Annotated in this window: 14 protein-coding genes; 6 read left to right on the top strand and 8 right to left on the bottom strand. The window is 67.5% G+C overall.

Features of this window, described 5'->3' with window-relative positions:
* Positions 1 to 129: 129 nt before the first annotated feature.
* The 7 genes from ACLJPD_RS10055 to gltB form a co-directional block, all read right to left on the bottom strand.
* Positions 130 to 501, bottom strand: coding sequence for a hypothetical protein (locus ACLJPD_RS10055; RefSeq protein ID WP_410871621.1), 372 nt, complete (start codon positions 499 to 501; stop codon positions 130 to 132).
* A gap of 10 nt (positions 502 to 511) precedes the next feature.
* Complete coding sequence (locus ACLJPD_RS10050; protein ID WP_410871620.1) at positions 512 to 970, bottom strand: roadblock/LC7 domain-containing protein; 459 nt, start codon at positions 968 to 970, stop codon at positions 512 to 514.
* A complete protein-coding gene (locus tag ACLJPD_RS10045) occupies positions 967 to 1,899 on the bottom strand; it encodes a hypothetical protein (protein ID WP_410871619.1) in 933 nt (310 codons plus the stop codon). Before ACLJPD_RS10045 ends, ACLJPD_RS10050 begins: the two co-directional genes overlap by 4 nt.
* Positions 1,896 to 2,276, bottom strand: a complete 381-nt coding sequence (locus ACLJPD_RS10040) for a hypothetical protein (RefSeq protein ID WP_410871618.1) — start codon at positions 2,274 to 2,276, stop codon at positions 1,896 to 1,898. Before ACLJPD_RS10040 ends, ACLJPD_RS10045 begins: the two co-directional genes overlap by 4 nt.
* Before the next feature lie 299 nt (positions 2,277 to 2,575).
* Positions 2,576 to 3,202: a tetratricopeptide repeat protein gene (locus ACLJPD_RS10035; protein ID WP_410871617.1), complete on the bottom strand. Its 627-nt coding sequence runs from the start codon at positions 3,200 to 3,202 to the stop codon at positions 2,576 to 2,578.
* A gap of 255 nt (positions 3,203 to 3,457) precedes the next feature.
* Positions 3,458 to 4,930, bottom strand: coding sequence for a glutamate synthase subunit beta (locus tag ACLJPD_RS10030; RefSeq protein ID WP_410871616.1), 1,473 nt, complete (start codon positions 4,928 to 4,930; stop codon positions 3,458 to 3,460).
* Positions 4,923 to 9,590, bottom strand: a complete 4,668-nt coding sequence (gene gltB, locus ACLJPD_RS10025; protein ID WP_410871615.1) for a glutamate synthase large subunit — start codon at positions 9,588 to 9,590, stop codon at positions 4,923 to 4,925. Before gltB ends, ACLJPD_RS10030 begins: the two co-directional genes overlap by 8 nt.
* A 922-nt stretch (positions 9,591 to 10,512) precedes the next feature.
* Here gltB and ACLJPD_RS10020 point away from each other — a divergent pair.
* Complete coding sequence (locus tag ACLJPD_RS10020) at positions 10,513 to 12,306, top strand: DUF4407 domain-containing protein (RefSeq protein ID WP_410871614.1); 1,794 nt, start codon at positions 10,513 to 10,515, stop codon at positions 12,304 to 12,306.
* 38 nt (positions 12,307 to 12,344) lie between these two features.
* On the opposite strand, the gene ACLJPD_RS10015 is transcribed toward ACLJPD_RS10020, so the two are convergent.
* Positions 12,345 to 13,850, bottom strand: coding sequence for an MFS transporter (locus ACLJPD_RS10015; protein ID WP_410871612.1), 1,506 nt, complete (start codon positions 13,848 to 13,850; stop codon positions 12,345 to 12,347).
* Positions 13,851 to 13,932: 82 nt separating this feature from the next.
* On the opposite strand from ACLJPD_RS10015, the gene ACLJPD_RS10010 reads away from it, so the two are divergent.
* The 5 genes from ACLJPD_RS10010 (at position 13,933) to ACLJPD_RS09990 (ending at position 19,217) form a co-directional block, all read left to right on the top strand.
* A complete protein-coding gene (locus tag ACLJPD_RS10010) occupies positions 13,933 to 14,478 on the top strand; it encodes a TetR/AcrR family transcriptional regulator (protein WP_410871611.1) in 546 nt (181 codons plus the stop codon).
* A 189-nt stretch (positions 14,479 to 14,667) separates the two neighbouring features.
* Complete coding sequence (locus tag ACLJPD_RS10005; protein ID WP_410871610.1) at positions 14,668 to 16,284, top strand: adenylate/guanylate cyclase domain-containing protein; 1,617 nt, start codon at positions 14,668 to 14,670, stop codon at positions 16,282 to 16,284.
* Positions 16,285 to 16,411: 127 nt separating this feature from the next.
* Positions 16,412 to 17,206 (top strand): hypothetical protein, encoded by a 795-nt coding sequence (locus tag ACLJPD_RS10000; protein WP_410871609.1) that lies wholly within the window; start codon positions 16,412 to 16,414, stop codon positions 17,204 to 17,206.
* The gene (locus ACLJPD_RS09995; protein WP_410871608.1) at positions 17,203 to 18,225 is read left to right on the top strand and encodes a DUF4129 domain-containing protein; all 1,023 of its coding nucleotides are present in this window, start codon (positions 17,203 to 17,205) and stop codon (positions 18,223 to 18,225) included. Before ACLJPD_RS10000 ends, ACLJPD_RS09995 begins: the two co-directional genes overlap by 4 nt.
* Entirely contained in the window at positions 18,222 to 19,217 is a 996-nt protein-coding gene (locus tag ACLJPD_RS09990; protein WP_410871607.1) for an AAA family ATPase, read from the top strand. The genes ACLJPD_RS09995 and ACLJPD_RS09990 overlap by 4 nt, the downstream gene beginning before the upstream one ends.
* Positions 19,218 to 19,221 lie beyond the last annotated feature (4 nt).

Genomic DNA, 19,221 nt, shown 5'->3' with positions numbered 1-19,221 from the left:
CGCAGACCTCGCCGCGAATCAGAATAGGCGTACGAGCCGTTCGATGCCACACGACCTCCCGAACCGGTGACCGGTCGCGCCGGGTTGTCGGCGGCACGTCATCGCCGACACACCCCCCGTTCGCGAAACTCACACCTCCAGATCACTTTCGATGCCCTTGAGCTTGTGCCGCGCCAGCGCCAGATTGGCCCGGCCGCGATCCAGCGCCAGGTAGAGGAACAGTCCCTTGGACTTGCGCCCCGTCATCGGGCGGATCAGGTGATACTGCGAGCCGAGCGTGATGAGAATGTCCTCGATCTCCTCGTTGAGGCCGAGCTGCTCGATGGTGCGCATCTTCGCCCGCACCACCTCGGTGTTGCCCGCCGCGGCGACCTGCAGGTCCAGCCCCTTGCTGCTGCTGAGCATGCCGAGCGCCATCCCGCTGTTGTAGTCGACGATCGCGGCGCCGACCGCGCCGTCGATCACCATCATGTCCTTGAGAGCCAGATCCATATTCGACATGTGTTGCCTTTCAATCGTTGTGTGCCGCCGCCAGCTGGTCGGCGATCGCGCGAGCTACCGGTCGCGACTCCAGGTGGAGCCGACCGACATTCACTTCGGGTCCGGCGAGCACGGTCACCGAGGTGTAGCCGGCGGCGTAGATCACCACCTGCCCCTCGGTGCCGTGCACGACGACCTCGCTGAACCCGCCGCCGTGCGCGGTGTTCGCCAGCCGATACGACAGCGACAACTGCGCGGCCGACAGCGCGGCCAGGCCCGCGGGTTCGATATGTGGGGGGAGGTCGTGCTCGATGAGCAGTCCGTCGCTGGACGCCACGAGCGAGCCGATGAGCTGAGGTAGCCGTTCGCGCAGCGACTTCAGCTCGGCCAGCACCTCCGGATAGTTCTGCGCCCTGGGTTCGGGCGCGGTCATCGCCGGCTTGGTCAACCTTCCCCTCCATTCACCGAGCAGTTTCTTCCGCACGGTCACGCAAGCTCCTCCAACGCCGCCCTGAGCCGGATGAGTGTTTCGCGGTCCACCTGTTGCCAGCGTTCGGGTTCATAGGCGCCGGCATGGATTCCGCGGTAATGGGCGGTCGCGGTCGCTTCCTCGTCGATCGCGTGCCTGCCCGGTCGTTCGCCGGTTCCGCGAGGCGAACCGGCCGGTCCCGCGGCACCGGACGGGATCCGTCGCGGGAGTGCGGGCACGTGTGTGGGTGTCGCGCCGTGTTCGGTGGGTTGGGGCGCGAGGGCCAGATGTCGTCCCGGGCGCTGCGCGGGTTCTGTCTCCTGGACGGGTTCGGGCGCCTCGATCAAGCCTGCCGCGGTGAGGTCGCGGACGGCGATGAGGCAGCCGTAGGTGGTGCGGCCCAGATCGCGGGCGATGTCGGCGATGCTGCGGCGGGTGTCGGCGGCGGCGAGGACCTCGACCTGACTTCCGGTGAGTGCCACCTGGTTTCGCTTGATGCGCCGCGCCGGGACCACCGGAACCATGGTGACGAGATCGGCGGTCCACGGACCGTGATCGTTGTCGGTGCGGCGTTCGCATTCGTGAACAAGCGCGCGCGGGGCGATGTGGCACACCGGAGCCAGCCAATGTTCCGGTGTCGGAAGGAATTCCGGCTCGCCCGCCGACGCCAGCAAAAAGTAGGCGGCATCGAAAACCGACAGCAGCGCGAGGGTTTCCAGTTTCGGTTGGTCCAGCAGCGGACCCGGGTCGCCCGCGCCCGCGCGCCGCCAATCCTCCGCCGTTGCTACACCGGCCTCGACCACCAATCTGTCCAGTCCGATGGTGCGCCCACAGCCGACCGACGCGACAGCGCCGCGGACCAGGTGGAATTCGCCGTCCCCGGCACGCAATACTCCGGTCGAACCTTCTTCTCCGAGCCTGTGCAATTCATCGGCGAGCGCGACACTCATCGAACCCCACCCGTCAATTCGGCCAATGCCGACCGGAGTTGATAACTGGCCATGCCGAGATTGCCTGTCGCGCCGTCGAAGACGACGTGCATAAACAGGCGCCCGTCGAAATCGCCGTCGACCAGGTGTAAGAGGTGAAAGCTGCTGGTCCGGCACACCACGATCTCGGTGAGGTCGTCATCGGCGCTCCCCAGCGCCGGACATCCGAGCACGGCCCGCACCACATCGGTGGTCCCCGCGGCGTCCTCGTGTTCGTCGACGCCCTGATGCTCCCCGGCACCGGCGACAGCCAACCCGCTCGCCCCGTCCACCAGCGTCACACTGCGCGCACCGGGGATATCCATGATGCGTTTCAGGCACCCATCAAGAGAATTCACCGCGCCCCCGACCGCCATCGACTATTTATCGAAACGAGACGTTATACCTCTCCGCTATTCCTCGCATCTCGAACGCCGGAAAATTGCTGCGCACAATATGTTTGCTGATGGTTGCTGGAAAACCGCTCGGTATCAATACTTTTCGGTAACTTCCACCCACGTTCGCTACCCACAGCTATAACCGGTGATCACTCCCCTATTCCGGCGCCCAGCGATCTTCGCGCGAACTTCGAATTCACCGACTTCGCAGACCTCGCCGAACTGAACGCACACCCGTCCCCCCGAATTGACAGGGGTGATCAGCCTGCGGCGCGGCGGTACCAGGTTTCGGCTTCGCGGTGCGCGCCTTGGGATTCCAGGAGGGCGGCGAGGTTGGCCATGGCACGCGGGTGGCCGAGGTCGGCGGCGCGGCGGAAGCAGCGGCGGGCCTCGGTGACGGCGCCGCGGCGGCGCAGCAGGATGCCGAGATTGTTCACGGCGTCGATGTCGCCGTGGTCGCCCGCCTCGCCGTACCAGGCTTCGGCGTCGTCGAGGCGGCGCTGGTCCTCCAGGAGGCGGGCGAGGTTGTACATGGCGTCGACATGGCCCGCCATCGCGGCGTGGTGGTACCAGGTTTCGGCATCGCGACGGTCACCGCACTGGTAGAGCATCGTCGCCAGATTGAACATGGCGTTGGCATTGCCCGCGGCAGCCGCACGGCGGTACCAGGATTCGGCCTCGTCGAGTTCACCGAACTGGTCGAGCAGCACGGCGAGATTGTTCATCGAGCGCGTGTGCCCGGCGGCCGCTGCCCGGCGGAACCAATATTCGGCAGCCTCGAAATCACTGTGGTCATGGTAGAAGTGGGCGAGATTGTGCATGGCGGTACCGTCACCACGCTCTGCGGCGCGGCGAAGGTTCGCCAACGCTTCCGGCGGCAACGGCACAGCTCCCCCTCGGATCTCCCGTACACCTCGACACGGAAAGTCTATGTGCTGCAGGGAAGATCAGCCACGTCGTCAGCTGACCTGCCGAACCCCTTGCACGCCTTACTCGTTCACCCCCCTACGCACATTCTCCGCAAACCCGCAGGTATCCGGTAACGCCCGCGGATTCACCGCTACCTGGGCCTCGTGTGGGGGGAATGACAAAAAAGACGCCCGCGGGCTCGAAAGCCTGCGGGCGTCTTGTCGATTCAGCGGTCAGCGCTGGCCGACAGCTGTCGGGGGGATCGGCGCGGGAAGCGCGGTTTCGCCCTCGAGGTACTTGTCGACGGCCGACGCGGCGGCGCGGCCTTCGGCGATGGCCCAGACGATCAGCGACTGGCCACGACCCATGTCGCCGGCGACATAGACGCCGGGAATGTTGGTGGCCCAGCTCTTGTCGCGCTGGACGTTGCCGCGACCGTCGTAGCCGACGCCGAGGTCGGTGAGCAGACCCGGCTTCTGCGGGCCGACGAAGCCCATGGCCAGCAGGACCAGATCGGCTTCGAGGGTGAAGTCGGTGCCCTCGACCTTTTCGAAGCGACCGTTGGCCATCTTGACCTCGTGCGCGGCGAGACCGGTGACCTTGCCGTCCGTGCCGACGAAACGCTCGGTGTTCACCGAGAACAGCCGTTCGCCGCCCTCTTCGTGGGCCGAGGCGACCCGGTACATCAGCGGGTAGGTCGGCCACGGGGTCGAGCCCGCGCGCTCCTCGGGGGGACGCGGCATGATCTCGAACTGGTGCACCGACTCGGCGCCGTGACGGTGCGAGGTGCCGAGGCAGTCGGCGCCGGTGTCGCCACCGCCGATGATGATGACCTTCTTGCCCTTGGCGTGGATCGGCGGCAGGCCGTCCGCGTCGGCGATGTCGTCACCGAGCTGCACCCGGTTCGACAGCGGCAGGAACTCCATCGCCTGGTGGATGCCGTCGAGCTCGCGGCCCGGAATCGGCAGATCGCGGGCGATCGTGGCGCCACCGGCCAGCACGATCGCGTCGAAACGCTCACGCAGCTGCTCGGCGGTGATGTCGACACCCACGTTGACGCCGGCCTTGAAGATGGTGCCTTCGGCTTCCATCTGGGCCAGCCGACGGTCGATGACCGACTTCTCCATCTTGAATTCCGGGATGCCGTAGCGCATCAGGCCGCCGATGCGGTCGTCACGCTCGAACACGGTCACGGTGTGACCGGCGCGAGTGAGCTGCTGTGCGGCGGCGAGACCGGCCGGACCCGAACCCACGACGGCGATCTTCTTGCCGGTCAGGCGAGTCGGGTACACCGGGGTGACCCAGCCCTCGTCGAAGGCGTTCTCGATGAGCTCGACCTCGACCTGCTTGATCGTGACCGGCTCCTGGTTGATGCCGAGCACGCACGACGCCTCACACGGGGCGGGGCACAACCGACCGGTGAACTCCGGGAAGTTGTTGGTGGCGTGCAGGCGGTCGATGCCTTCGCGCCACGCGCCCTTGTAGACCAGGTCGTTCCATTCGGGAATCAGGTTCCCGAGCGGACAGCCCTGGTGGCAGAAGGGAATTCCGCAGTCCATGCAGCGGCTGGCCTGGGTCTTCAAGGTGTCCTGGGAGAACTTCTTCTCCTCGTACACCTCTTTCCAGTCCAGCAGTCGCAGCTCGACCGGGCGACGGGCCGGGGTTTCCCTGGAGGTGTGCTTCAAAAATCCCTGTGGGTCAGCCACGTGCTGCCTCCATGATCGCCGTGTCGACATCCTTGCCGGCCTTTTCGGCTTCGGAGATGGCGAGCAGAACCTTCTTGTATTCGCGGGGCATGACCTTCACGAAGTGGTTCACCTGCTGGGACCAGTCGCTCAGGATTCGTTCGGCCACAGCCGATCCCGTTTCGTCACGGTGGGTGACGATGATGTCGCGCAGCCAGGTGAAGTCGTCACCGGAGAGCTGCTCGATCGCGTCGACCTGATCCGGATTGACCCGTCCGGGCAGCTTGCCCTCCGGGTCGTAGAAGTAGGCGACACCACCCGACATACCGGCGCCGAGGTTGCGGCCGGTCTCACCGAGGATGACCACGCGGCCACCGGTCATGTACTCGAGCGCGTGGTCGCCAACACCCTCGACGACCGCGGTGGCACCGGAGTTACGCACACCGAAGCGTTCGCCCGCGACACCGTTGATCAGGATGCGACCGCTGGTGGCGCCGAACATGATCACGTTGCCCGCGATGATGTTGTCTTCGGCGACAAAGGCTTCCGGTGCGTCGGCCGACGGGCGGACCACGAGGTGGCCACCCGACAGACCCTTGCCGACATAGTCGTTGGCGTCACCGAAGACGCGCAGCGTGATGCCTGCCGGGACGAACGCGCCGAAGCTGTTGCCCGCCGAACCGGTGAAGGTGATGTCGATGGTGTCGTCGGGCAGGCCCGCGCCACCATAGAGCTTGGTCACCTCGTGGCCGAGCATGGTGCCGACCGTGCGGTTCACGTTCGTGATCTTGGATTCGATCTTGACCGCCTGGCCACGCTCGAGCGCGGGGGTGCTCTGCGCGATCAGCTCGTTGTCCAGCGCCTTGTCCAGACCGTGGTCCTGGGTGCCGGTGCAGCGGGTGTTCTGGTTCATGAACGCCGTCTCCGGCATGTCCAGAATCGGCGACAGGTCCAGCTTGGCGGCCTTGTAGTGCTGCTTGGCCTTGGCGGTGTCGAGCAGGTCGACCCGGCCGACGGCCTCGTCGAGGGTGCGGAAGCCCAGCTCGGCGAGCAGCTCACGCACCTCCTCGGCGATGAACATCATGAAGTTCTCGACGAATTCCGGCTTGCCGGTGAAACGCTCACGCAGAACGGGGTTCTGGGTCGCGATGCCGACGGGGCAGGTGTCGAGGTGGCACACGCGCATCATGACGCAACCCGAGACCACCAGGGGCGCGGTCGCGAAACCGAACTCCTCGGCGCCGAGCAGCGCGGCGATCATCACGTCGCGGCCGGTCTTCATCTGACCGTCGACCTGGACCACGATGCGGTCACGCAGGCCGTTGAGCAGCAGGGTCTGCTGGGTCTCGGCCAGGCCGAGCTCCCACGGACCACCGGCGTGCTTGAGCGAGGTGAGCGGCGAGGCACCGGTGCCGCCGTCGTGGCCCGAGATGAGCACCACGTCGGCGTGTGCCTTCGACACACCGGTGGCGACGGTGCCGACACCCGGCTCCGCGACAAGTTTCACGTGAATCCGAGCCTGCGGGTTCGCGTTCTTCAGGTCGTGGATCAGCTGGGCCAGATCCTCGATCGAGTAGATGTCGTGGTGCGGCGGCGGCGAGATCAGGCCGACACCCGGCGTGGAGTGCCGCACCTCGGCGACCCACGGGTACACCTTGTGCGCGGGCAGCTGGCCGCCCTCGCCAGGCTTGGCGCCCTGGGCCATCTTGATCTGGATGTCGGTGGCGTTGGTCAGGTAGTGCGCGGTGACGCCGAAGCGACCCGACGCGACCTGCTTGATCGCCGAACGACGCCAGTCGCCGTTCTCCTCGACCTCGAAGCGAGCGGGGCTCTCGCCGCCCTCACCGGAGTTCGAGCGGGCGCCGATGCGGTTCATCGCGATCGCGAGGGTCTCGTGCGCCTCGGCGGAGATGGAGCCGTAGCTCATCGCACCGGTCGAGAAACGCTTCACGATCTCGGTGGCTGGCTCGACCTCGTCGATGGAGATCGACGCGCGCTGGTTCGACTTGAACTTGAACAGGCCACGCAGCGCGGCCAAGCGCTCGGACTGATCGTCGACCAGCTTGGTGTACTCCTTGAAGATCGAGTACTGGCCGGTGCGGGTCGCGTGCTGCAGCTTGAACACCGTGTCCGGGTTGAACAGGTGGTACTCGCCCTCACGACGCCACTGGTACTCGCCGCCGACCTCGAGCTCGCGGTGCGCGCGCTCGTTGCGGTTCTCCAGGTAGGCGACGCGGTGGCGGATGGCCACCTCTTCGGCGATCTCGTCGAGACCGATGCCGCCCAGCGGGGAGCGCAGACCGGTGAAGTACTCGTCGACCAGGTCCTGCGCCAGGCCGATGACCTGGTACAGCTGGGCGCCGTTGTAGGAGGCGAGGGTGGAGATGCCCATCTTCGACATCACCTTGAGCACGCCGTTGCTGGCCGCGGTGCAGTAGTTCGCGACGGCCGTGCGGAAGTCGGCGGCGTGGTCACCGGTCGAGGCAGGCATCTGCAGCGAACCGCGCTCGAGCATGTCCTCGATGGTCTCGAAGGCCATGTACGGGTTGATCGCGGCGGCGCCGAAACCGATCAGCAGGGCCATGTGGTGCACCTCGCGGGCGTCACCGGCCTCCACGACCAGGCCGACCATGGTGCGGGTGCGCTCGCGCACCAGGTGGTGGTGCACCGACGAGGTGAGCAGCAGCGACGGGATCGGCGCCAGCTTCTCGTTCGACTCACGATCCGACAGCACGATGATGCGCGCGCCACCGTCGATGGCGGCCGAGACCTGGGTGTTGATGGCCGCGAGTGCCTTACGCAGACCCTCGCCACCGGCTGCCACCGGGTACAGACCGCGCACGACCACCGAGCGCAGGCCCGGCTGGCTGCCGTCGTCGTTGATGTGGACGAGCTTGGCCAGCTCGTCGTTGTCCAGAATGGGCTGCTCGAGCGCGATCATCCGACAGGAATCCGGGCCAGGGTGCAGCAGATCGGCCTCGGGGCCGAGGTTGCGCTTGAGGCTCGTGACGACCTTCTCGCGGATGGCGTCGAGCGGCGGGTTGGTGACCTGCGCGAACAGCTGCGAGAAGTAGTCGAACAGCAGCCGCGACCGGTTCGACAGCACCGCGATCGGCGTATCGGTACCCATCGAGCCCAGTGCCTCGCCGCCGGTCTTGGCCATCGGCGTGATCAGCAGGTTCAGGTCCTCGGTGGTGTAACCGAAGATCTGCTGACGGATCAGCACGCGGTCGTGCGACATGTGCACGTGCGGGCGGTCGGGCAGGTCGGCCATGCGGCTGACGCCCTCGTCGAGCCACTGCTGGTACGGCTGCGCCGCGGCCAGTTCCGACTTGACCTCTTCGTCGGTGACGATGCGGCCCTGTTCGGTGTCGACCAGGAACATCTTGCCCGGCTGCAGGCGGATCTTCTGGACCACGGTGGCGGGATCGATGTCGAGCACGCCGACCTCGGAGGCCAGCACGACGAGACCGTCCTCGGTGACCCAGATACGACCGGGGCGCAGACCGTTGCGGTCGAGCACGGCGCCGATCTTGGTGCCGTCGGAGAAGCACACCGCCGCCGGGCCGTCCCACGGCTCCATCAGCATCGAGTGGTACTCGTAGAACGCGCGCCGCTCGGGATCGAGGTTCTCGTTACGCTCCCACGCCTCGGGGATCATCATCATGATGGCGTGGTGCAGCTCGCGACCGCCCAGGTGCAGCAGTTCGAGCACCTCGTCGAAACGCGCGGTGTCCGAAGCGCCGGGGGTACACACCGGGAAGATCTTCTGCAGACGATCGCGGCCTGCTTCGTCCTTGCCGAACACTTCGCTGCGCAGCAGCGCCTCACGGGCGCGCATCCAGTTCTCGTTACCGGTGACGGTGTTGATCTCACCGTTGTGGGCCACCCGGCGGAACGGGTGCGCCAGCGGCCACGAGGGGAAGGTGTTGGTGGAGAAGCGCGAGTGCACGATGCCGATGGCCGACTCGACACGCTCGTCCTGCAGGTCCAGGTAGAACGCACGCAGCTGGGGCGTGGTGAACATGCCCTTGTAGATGAAGGTCTGGCCGGACAGGCTCGGGAAATACACCGATTCCTTGCCGACGGTGCCCTCACCGGGGCCTGCCTTACCGAGCTCGTGCTCGATCCGCTTGCGGATCACGTAGGCGCGACGCTCCAGGTCCATGCCCGACAGCTGCTCGGCCGAGTTCTTCGGCGAGCCGATGAAGATCTGCCGGAAGGTCGGCATGGCGTCACGGGCCAGCGCGCCGAGCGAGGACTCGTCGATCGGCACCTGGCGCCAGCCGAGCACGGCCAAGCCCTCTTCGGTGACGATCTTCTCGACGCCGTAGGCGGCACGCGCGGCTTCACGACGGGCCTGGGGCAGGAAGGCGATACCGGAGGCGTAGGAGCCTTCCGGCGGCAACTCGAAGGGGGCGGCACTTTCGGCGATGATCGCGCGGAAGAACTTGTCCGGGAGCTGGATCAGGACGCCCGCGCCGTCGCCGGAGTTCGGCTCGGCACCCGCAGCACCGCGGTGCTCCAGGTTCAGCAGGGCCGTGATGGCCTTGTCGACGATGTCTCGACTGCGTCGTCCATGCATGTCGGCGACGAACGCGACGCCGCAGGCGTCGTGTTCGTATGCCGGATCGTAGAGCCCGGTGACTCCGGGTGACCTGTGGCCAGGAAGTTGCGTCATGCCTCTGCCTTCAAGAAAGTCGGCTGTCGATGTCGGCCACCCAGCAAGCTGAGCGTGGACCCTTCGTCGTTTCGCCTCCGTCAAGACTGCGTCCGTACGATCCGAAACCAGCGACAGTGGTGGTTTGCGGCGTTGACGTAGTTGGGGTGCTCAGAGGTAACGGGATGCTTACTTGTCCCTTACCTCTGCGCGGGGTTTCACCCGCTACTCTTGGCCCGGTTTCACCGGGCCCAGAACAGGTGGTTGGCCGAACATGGGTGCGTTCGGCGTAAGAGCAAACGATAAGTCAGACCGCTGACCCAACCAACTAAGGTTGTGCTAAGTAACCCGTCTAGCTGGGGTTTGTAACGGCTGCTTGCATCGTCGCGCGCGTCGTCCAGTGTAAAGCAGACCGGGGCCCGGATCGATCCCGGACAACCCGCGCCCACCTGCGTGAACACCGTCGGTGAGCAGACTCGAATCGGCCGTCGGCACGGGGCCGAAAGCCGAACTCACCTGCATCGCAGCAGATTTCCCTACGGAAGGCCTGGTCAAACCTCCGACCTCCGCTAACCGGGGGTATGGGCTGTGAGATATTCCCGACACGGGCCCCCACGAGCACGCCAGTCAGCCGACCGTACGGTCTGTATTGCCGAATGTGTGTCACAGCACACTGCTGGCTAACTTCTGGCAGTGTTGTTCGACACAAATCGGGCACCGACGGCGAGGCGGCCCGGCTCGCCGAGTACGACACGCCGAGATCTGCGCGAAAACGCCACCGCCCACGCCATGCCGGCCCGGTTCGATTGTGAGGCTGACCACAAGCACCACCTCGGCACTCGGTGTGTCGGCGTCGGGCCTGTCACGCTGGCACAACGAATCCATGCCAGTTTCGCTACCAGTTTCGCCATGCCCAGTGGAGCGCACGACCCGGGGAGAACTCATGACCGGCTTACTCACCTGGCTCGGCGGAGGCCTCGCCTCACCCCGGCGACGGGATCCCGAAACGGGCGCCGACCTGGCTTTCAGCCATGAACAGGGCCGCTATCTGGTCACCGGTGCCGCGGTGTCGTTGTTCGCGGTGATCGCCGGACTCGTCACGTTGGCCGCGCTGCTCGCCGCCGACGTGAGCGTCATCGGCGCGGTGCTGTTCCCCCTGGTCGTCGCCGTCGCGTTGGCCGCGCTCGGCCGGGCACTGGTGACCACTCGGCCGGGTGCCGACGACGATCAGCTCGGCGCCACTGCCCGCATCGGAGTCGGGGTGCTGGCAGGGGTCTTCGTCGCCGAACTCGCCGCCACCGTGTTGCTCGGCGGGACCGTCGACCGAGAACTGGATGTGCGCGCCCAGGCGAACGCCGAGAACGCGCCCGGCGTCGTGGCCGCCCGCACCTCGTTCGACCTGACCAACGCCGACCGTGGCGCGCTCGACCTGAGTATCGCCAAGGCGCAGGCCGATATCGACCGCGCGCTGGTGATCGCCCGGTGCGAGTTCAACCCCACCCCGGAATGCCCGCAGACCAGGATCACCGGCGTACCGGGTCGCGGTCCGGAAACCCAGACCGCCAACGACATGCTCGACGACGCCCGCAGGCAACTCGCCACGGCGCAGGGCCGCATCGAAGGCCTTGACCAGCGGGTTCGCACCGATTCCGCCGCGTTGGCCGCCGCGCGGACCACCGCTTTCGCCGAGGGCGACCGTGGTCTCGGCGCCCGCTGGCTGGCCATGAACAGCTACACCACCTCGCACGCGGGCAGCGCGGCCTTGCGACTGCTCATTCTTCTCGCCGGAGTCGTACTGGCCCTGCTCCCGCTGCTGCTGCGCTGGTGGCGCGGGGAAACCTCGCTCGACCGCCGGGTCGACGCCGCCCACGTGGCCGACCGCGCCGAGCGCGAAGCCGATGCCGCCATCGCGGTGAAACGCGCCGAGGTACGCACCGAGACGGCCGTGTTGCGCGCCGAACACGAGCTCACCGCCGCGCAACTGGCCATCGAAGCCGATACCGTGATCGATCGAGAACGTCAGCGCACCAGGATCATCGCCGCGATCGGCGGTTTCGAGCTCGGTTTCGCCGAGCCGCATCGAAAGGACGACTCCGTGTCTCTGGAGCCGAACGTGACATCGCAGCTGCCCGCCGGTTACGTCCAGCAAGCGCTGCCCGCCGCACCCGCCGGGGCACTGGTCCCCGCCCACCAGGCCCCCACGCAGGCACCGACCAGTGGTGGCGGCTTGGAACTGCCGATCATCGGAACGGTGCCGTTCACCGACACCGCCGCCCGCTGGATCCGGCCCCTTGTCCCAGCGTTCGTCGCCAACGCCTTCGACTCGGCCACCCACCCGATGCGCACCGCGCGACAGGCCTTCGAAGAGGTCGAAGAGGTGACGTTCACCCTCCGGCGCACCCGCAAGGTCACCGTCGACACCCAGGACTCCGCGGCCCAGCAACAGCAGGTCCCCGCCGGCTACCACCTGCAAGGCCAGCCCGCCCAGGGCTTCCTCCCACCCGGCGCCTACCCGCAACAGCAGTACCAGCAGCCCTACGCCCAGCAGACCGCCTCGAACGTGGTCGACGGCCCCCGCTTCCACCCGGACCCGCGCCAGTACCAGTCGCCGACCTACCCCGCGTTGCCCGCCGGCCAGGGCAATGGCCTGCCCGAGGCGGACGGGTACGGGGAGCTCGCAGGCGGCAACGCCAACGAACTCCCCGGCAACCGGCGTCAGCTGCCGCCCGCACGGTGACGCCGGTCGGATGATGCCACCCGGCCGGTGAACCCTTATCACCTGGTTTTCGCGCGCAGCGCGCTGTACGCCGCGAACAACAGCACCGCGACGATGCCGACCACCGTCAGATGGATGCCGCTGACGAACGCTTGATTCGCCGACGACAGGAATTCCTCCGCCACCACCTCGGGCAGCTCACCGGCCACCTCGACCGCGCCGCTGAGCGAACCCGATGCCGTAGCCACCATGTCCGCGGGCAGCAAGGACAGGTCGAGTCCACGCCGGAAGATCGCCATCACCGTGCTCCCGAGCAGGGCGACGCCGAGCGCGAGACCTGTTTCGTAGGCGGTCTCCGAGATCGCCGCGGCCGCACCGGCGCGTTCCTCCGGCGCCGAGCCGACCACCAGGTCGGCGGCCACCGTCATCGCCACGCCCGCACCGAGCCCGATGCCGACGAAACCGAGCACGAACGCCTCAGCCCCGCTGACAGCGTCGACCGCGAGGAAGGCCGCCGTGCCGATCGCCGTGACAACCAGCGCACCGGCCAGCACCACCGCCGCGCGCCAGGCCCGCACCAGCCAGGCCGCCGCCAGCGAACCGAGCACGCTCGCCACGAGTCCGGGCAGCATCAACAAACCCGCCTCCAAGGCTGTGCGCCCGAGGACCAGCTGCAGATACTGCGACCCGAAGAACAGCACGCCCGCCAGTGCGAACACCGCCAGCAGGTTGGTGAACACCGCCACCCGGAACCTCGGCAATGCGAACAGCCGCAGGTCGAGCATCGGATCGGTCAGGCGACGCTGCCTGCGCACGAACAGCACGGCCGAGACCACACCGACCAGACCGACGAGCAGCGCGCCCACTGTCGGGCCGTGTGCCGCGGTCTCCTTCACCGCGTAGACCACCGGGACCAGCGCGAGCATCGACAGCATCGCGCTGAGCGCGTCGAACCGGCCGGGGTTCGGATCACGCGATTCGGTGATGAGCAGCGGCGCGAGCGCCAGCAGCACCAGCATCACCGGCAGGTTCACCAGAAACACCGAGCCCCACCAGAAGTGCTCGAGCAACCAGCCGCCGACCAGCGGACCGGCCGCGGCGCCACCACCGGCCATCGCACTCCACACACCGATCGCGATGGTGCGCTGTCGCGCGTCCTGGAACATCGAGCGGATCAGGCCGAGCGTGGCGGGCATCAGCGTGGCACCGGCGACGCCTTGCAGGACACGTGCCGCGATCAACATCTCCGGCGAGACCGCCCAGGCGGCCACCGCCGAGGCGATACCGAAGCCGACCGCACCGATCAGCAGCAGTCTGCGCCTGCCGATCCGGTCGCCGAGGTTGCCCATCACGACCAGCAGACCGGCGAGCACGAACGAGTAGACGTCGATGATCCAGAGCAGCTGCGGCGTGCTCGGGGCGAGGTCGGCGCTGATCGCGGGCACGGCCAGATCGAGCACGGTCGCGTCGACGGCGAGCAGGAGCAGGGCAAGGGCGAGTACGCCGAGTCCGGCCCACTCACGCGAGGTGGCGCGCGGCGGACTGAGTTCGGTGTGGGTGTTCATCGGTCTCTCGACTTTCCCGGTTTGGTAAACCGTCCAGACGGTACAGTAACAGAGAAACCGTCCAGACGGTACAGTGATCGCCGTGAGCCCCGGCACCCGCGATCGCATCCTCGACGCCCTGGAAACCCTGCTGCTCGAACGCGGCACCGCCCAGATGACCCTCGACAATGTCGCCGCGGCGGCCGGCGTATCCAAGGGCGGGCTGCTCTATCACTTCAAGAGCAAAGACGCGCTGCTGGTCGGACTGGTCCACCGACTCGGCGACCGCGCGCGCGACCAGCTCGACGAAGCCAGAACGAGCGGGACATCGATCGCCGAGTGGTACCTGCAGACGCCCGATCCCACCGCGCAGGAAGACGCCGTCGAACTCGCGCTCTACCGCTCGCTGCTGGCGACGATGCGCACCATCGACGCCTCGGCGGGCAACGAACCCGACGAGGTGCAGCGCGCGCTCGACGCGGTGATGGCGGCCTGGTCGGACAACCTCGAGACCGAAGTCGACGATCCTGTCCGCGCCGACACCATCCGCCTGGTCGGCGACGGGGTGTACCTGCGCGCCCTGCTCGGCCTGCCGCAGATCGAACCTGCCCGCTACCGCGCGGTCGTTGACCGACTCCTGGAACGCTGAGCACCCACCTCCGTCAACAAGACTGAGTGGACGCTTGTACACCGAACGCCGCTGCGGACAACGCCACGGACACAGCGCCGATGGCGGGTCACAAAAGATGCCGCCACCAGTTGTTATAGCGGACACATCGAGTCAGTGACGTAGGCAACTCAGTGGCCGTTCGGCGGTTCGCCGGTTTACAGTTCGTGTGTGATCAACCGCGATGGACCGACACGCGCCGCGGGATCAGCGCCGTGGGGCTCACCCCTGCTCGGACCGGCCGACGAGAAGTCGACCGTCCGGCGGGTTCGGGTGCAGTTGCTACTCACCCTTCCGCTGCTCATCGCCAACCTGATCGGCATCACGATGGTCGTGGTGCTCGCGGGCTTCGTGCTGCCGGGACCGACCGTGTTCACCCAGGAACTTCTGCTGGTCAACAGCGTCTTCACGCCGCTGTGCGCCGGCTTGGCACTGGTGATCGGCACCGTGTGGGGAACGGTGGCGGGCGTGCGGTCGATGCGCTGGGCCACCGACCCCGAGCACGTGCCGACGCCGGCCGAACAGCAGGTCACCGTGTCGGCACCGCGCTGGATGGTGCTGCAACAGGCCCTCCTGTGGACGCTGACGCTGATCGCGCTCACCGTCGCCTACGGGGTGCGCGAGCCCGCGCTGATCCCCAAGGTCGTCCTCGCGATCGGCGCGGCGGCCATCGTCGTCTGCGCCAACAGCTATCTGATCATCGAATTCGCGCTGCGCCCGGTGACCGCGCGCGTGCTGGCCGCCGACCCGCACCGCCGCCGCGGCATCGGCGTGTTCGGCCGGACCATGCTGTCGTGGTTCGTCGGCGTGGGGGTGCCGGTGGCGCTCACGATGACGGTCGCGGTGTGGGCACTCGCCGATCCCGCGGTGAGCAAGGCCAGGCTCGCGGTGTGCATGCTCAGCTTCGGCGGCTCGGCGCTGGTGTTCGGGTTGATCCTGATGGGCCAGGTCGTCGCGGCGACGGTGGCCCCGATCAAGGGTGTGCGCCAGGCGCTGCGCCGCGTCGAGAACGGTGACCTCGACGCGGAGATCGCCCTCTACGACGGCACCGAACTGGGCGAACTACAGAGCGGGTTCAACACGATGGTGCACGGGCTGCGCGAGCGGGCCATGATCAAGGACCTGTTCGGCAAGCACGTCGGCCACGATGTGGCGATGGCGGCGATCGCCTCTCAGCCGGTGCTCGGCGGCACCGAAACCGAGGCGGCGGCACTGTTCATCGACATCATCGGCTCGACCACGATGGCGGCCACGCTGCCCGCACCCGAGATCGTCGGCATTCTCAACCGGTTCTTCGACATCGTCGTCGACGAGGTGGAACGGCACGGTGGGCTGCTCAACAAGTTCGAGGGGGATGCGGCGCTGGCGGTCTTCGGGACTCCGGCGCCGCTGGACGACCTGGCTGGTGCGGCGCTGTCGTGTGGTCGGGCGATTCAGCGGCGACTGCGCGATGAATCCGATCTCGACGCGGGGATCGGTGTCGCGGCGGGGCGCGTCGTGGCGGGGAACGTGGGGGCGCACAATCGGTACGAGTTCACGGTGATCGGGGACGCGGTGAACGAGGCCGCTCGGTTGTGTGAGCTGTCCAAGCAGTACGACGAACGGTTGCTGAGCTCGGCAACGACTCTCGCGGCGGCGGCGGATTCGGAATCCGCGCAGTGGGTTCTCGCGGAGACTGTCACGCTGCGTGGGCGGTTGAAGCCGACGCACATCGCGTTGCCTCGGTTGACCGCGTTGGTTGAGGAGGGGGCGTCGGCTGGGCGCGGGGTCGGCGACAGATCAGGCTGACCGGGCAGTTCGAGTGGGATTGACTACACTCGGGCCCGTGCGTCCTGCCGGCTATACGGTTGGCGCCGTCGGGGCGGGAGTCGATCCGGCACCGGTGCCTGCGCCGGGGCCGCCAATGCCGCCTACGGTGCCGATTCGTCCCTTGCGTTTCCGTGAATTGCTCGATGAGCCGTTCGCGCTGATCCAGGCCCATATTCGGACATTCGCGATGCTCGGCGGTAGTGCGCTCGTGATCGGTGTGCTGGTCGTCTTGGGGATCACCGGCCTGATCTCGCACCTCACCGATGGCTCCGACGTGGGGACCGCGTGGGCCGCGATTCTGGCGACCGCTGCTTGTGTGTGGATGGTTCGCCTGGTCCTGCGTGGCGCGACAGTCACCATCGGGCTCGCCGATTTCCACGGGGTGCGTTACGGCGTGCTCGACGGATTGCGGGCCGCGGCCAGGCGGTCGACGCCGCTGGTACTCGCGCAGATCATGTTCACCCTGACCGGAATCGGAGTGCTGCTGCTCGGGAGCATTCTGGTGATCACCTATCCACTGGCGCTGATCTGGCTCGCACAGGTGCGAGCACGGCGATTCGTGACCGAGCCGGTGATCATCGCCGAGCACGCGGGTTTCCGTGTCGGCGTCGCTCGTTCGAAGCTGCTCATGGAGGGTGCGGTCTGGTCGACCGCGGGGCTGTGGCTCACTCAGCGGCTCATCTTCGCGGTACTGGCGGTGCCCGCGTTCGGTATTCCGTTCTTTCTCTCCGACTTCTCCGGCACCCGTCGCTGGGCCGTTATCACCCTGCTGGTCAGCGGGTTCCTACTGGTGGTGACGGTGAGTGAGATCGTCGAGGCGAGCAGCCGCGTCCTCTCCTACATCAGCCGACGCTGTGTCCGGGAAGGTATGGACATCCGAATCCCTGGTGATCGCCGGTGACCGAATTCCCCGATGACGTACCGCCGCGGCCGCGCCTCGGTGCCGCCGCCGAACACCGCGCCGCCGCCGAAAACGCCGCGGGCCGCCGCGACTACGACCGTGCGCTGCGCGAACGCTTCCGAGCTGTGCTGCGCGGCCTCGAACAGGACGGCAGCTTGCCGGTGCGCCGCTCGCGCACCGCACAGGAGACCGCCGACGACGCGACCACCGCACTGCCGCTGGAGCAGTCCACCGAATTGCACCCGGCGGCAAGAAGTTTCGACGAAGTCGTCTACGGCGGACGCACCGCCACCGAGGACGAATACCGCCGCCTCGAATACGCCGACCGGTACTCCCAATCCGCGCCACCGCCCGTGCTCGACCCGCTCGAGATCGAGGTTGTCGAGCGAGAACCCAAGCAGCGCAGGCAACTTCCTCCGCTGCCCGCGATCCTGCGCAACCCCCGATTCTGGATCACGCTCGCCGCCGGACTCGCCATCGCCCTGCTGCTCTACGCCTCCATGCAGTCCTGCGGCGCCCCCGACGCGCCCGCACCCCCCGACCTGCCCCCACCCCCGGATCCGCCCACGAATCCAGACAACAGCGACCTCGATTTCGGTAGCGGCAAGGATTCGATCTTCACCCGGCTACCCGGCTGGCTGGCGTTCGGCGGCCTACAGTTCCTGGTCGCTTTCGCCGCGCTGATCTGGTGGCGGGCACGCAGGCGCGGTGCGCTGGTCGGCGAGCCGCGCCCGGTCGAAGTTCCCGCGAACGAACTGCTCGCGGGGCAGGCCGGGCTGTACCGCCGCTCCGGCGACGTGGCCCACGTGGCCCACATCCTGCGCGCCGCGACACTGCGCCGGATCAAGCGACGGCTGGGCGGCGAGCGCACCAACGACCAACTCGTCGACCTCGTGGCGAGCAGGCTCGGCGTGCCCGCTCAACAGATCGGCACCGCCCTGTTCGGCGACGTGCCGGACGAGGCGACCCTCAATGACGTTGCCGCACACCTCGAATGGATCGAGACGGAGCTCGGATGACAAATATTTCCAAGGACGCTGTTGTGCTCGAAACCCCGAGCGCACCGGAAGCCGCGGCGGCGCTGGCCGCGCTGCGCACCGAGATCGGCAAGGCGGTGGTCGGCAACGACCAGGCCGTGCTGTACCTGGTGCTGGCACTGCTGTGCCGCGGCCACGTGCTGCTGGAAGGTGTTCCGGGCGTGGCGAAGACGCTGCTGGTGCGCGCGCTCGCCACCTCGCTCGCGCTCGAGCACGCGCGCGTGCAGTTCACGCCGGACCTGATGCCGGGCGATGTCACCGGTACGCAGATCTACGACCCGCATTCGGCCGAATTCACCTTCCGCAAGGGCCCGGTCTTCACCAATCTGCTGCTGGCCGACGAAATCAACCGCACCCCACCGAAAACCCAGTCCTCGCTGCTGGAATCGATGGAGGAGCGCCAGGTTTCGGTGGACGGTCAGCCGCGTCCGCTGCCCGATCCGTTCGTGGTGGTCGCCACGCAGAACCCGATCGAGCAGGAGGGCACCTATCCGCTGCCCGAGGCACAGCTCGACCGGTTCCTGTTCAAGGTCGACATCCGGCTGCCCGACCGCGACGACGAGTTCCGCATCCTGCAACGCCATGCGAGCGGCTTCGATCCGCGTGATCTCGGTGCTGCCGGACTGCGCCCGGTCGCCGGGCCCGAGCACATCGCGGCCGCGCGCGCCGCGGTGGGCGAGGTGGTGGTGAGCCCGGAGGTGCTGGCCTACATCGTCGACCTGTGCCGCGCCACCCGCTCCTCCCCCGCGGTCGCGCACGGCGCGTCCACCCGCGGCGCGACCGCGCTGCTGGCCGCCGCCCGTGCCTTCGCCTGGCTCAACGGCCGCCCGTACGTGACGCCCGATGACGTGAAAACTGTGGCGATGGCGGTACTTCGGCATCGCCTGCAGTTGCGTCCGGAGGCCGAGCTCGACGGGGTGAGCACCGAGGGTGTGCTCTCGTCGTTGCTGGTCTCGGTGCCGGTACCGGTCTAGCGAC

Origin of the sequence: Nocardia sp. A7, from assembly GCF_046549215.1 — a bacterium.
Lineage (GTDB): Bacteria > Actinomycetota > Actinomycetes > Mycobacteriales > Mycobacteriaceae > Nocardia.
The sequence above is the reverse complement of the archived record's forward strand: the minus strand, read 5'-3'. Positions and strand labels throughout refer to the sequence as shown.

Excerpts from the sequence above, each read along its gene's own strand:
- ACLJPD_RS10020 (WP_410871614.1), top strand. The coding sequence starts at position 10,513 with ATGACCGGCTTACTCACCTGGCTCGGCGGAGGCCTCGCCTCACCCCGG.
- ACLJPD_RS10015 (WP_410871612.1), bottom strand. The coding sequence starts at position 13,850 with ATGAACACCCACACCGAACTCAGTCCGCCGCGCGCCACCTCGCGTGAG.
- ACLJPD_RS09990 (WP_410871607.1), top strand. The coding sequence starts at position 18,222 with ATGACAAATATTTCCAAGGACGCTGTTGTGCTCGAAACCCCGAGCGCA.
- ACLJPD_RS10045 (WP_410871619.1), bottom strand. The coding sequence starts at position 1,899 with ATGAGTGTCGCGCTCGCCGATGAATTGCACAGGCTCGGAGAAGAAGGT.
- gltB (WP_410871615.1), bottom strand. The coding sequence starts at position 9,590 with ATGACGCAACTTCCTGGCCACAGGTCACCCGGAGTCACCGGGCTCTAC.
- ACLJPD_RS10055 (WP_410871621.1), bottom strand. The coding sequence starts at position 501 with ATGTCGAATATGGATCTGGCTCTCAAGGACATGATGGTGATCGACGGC.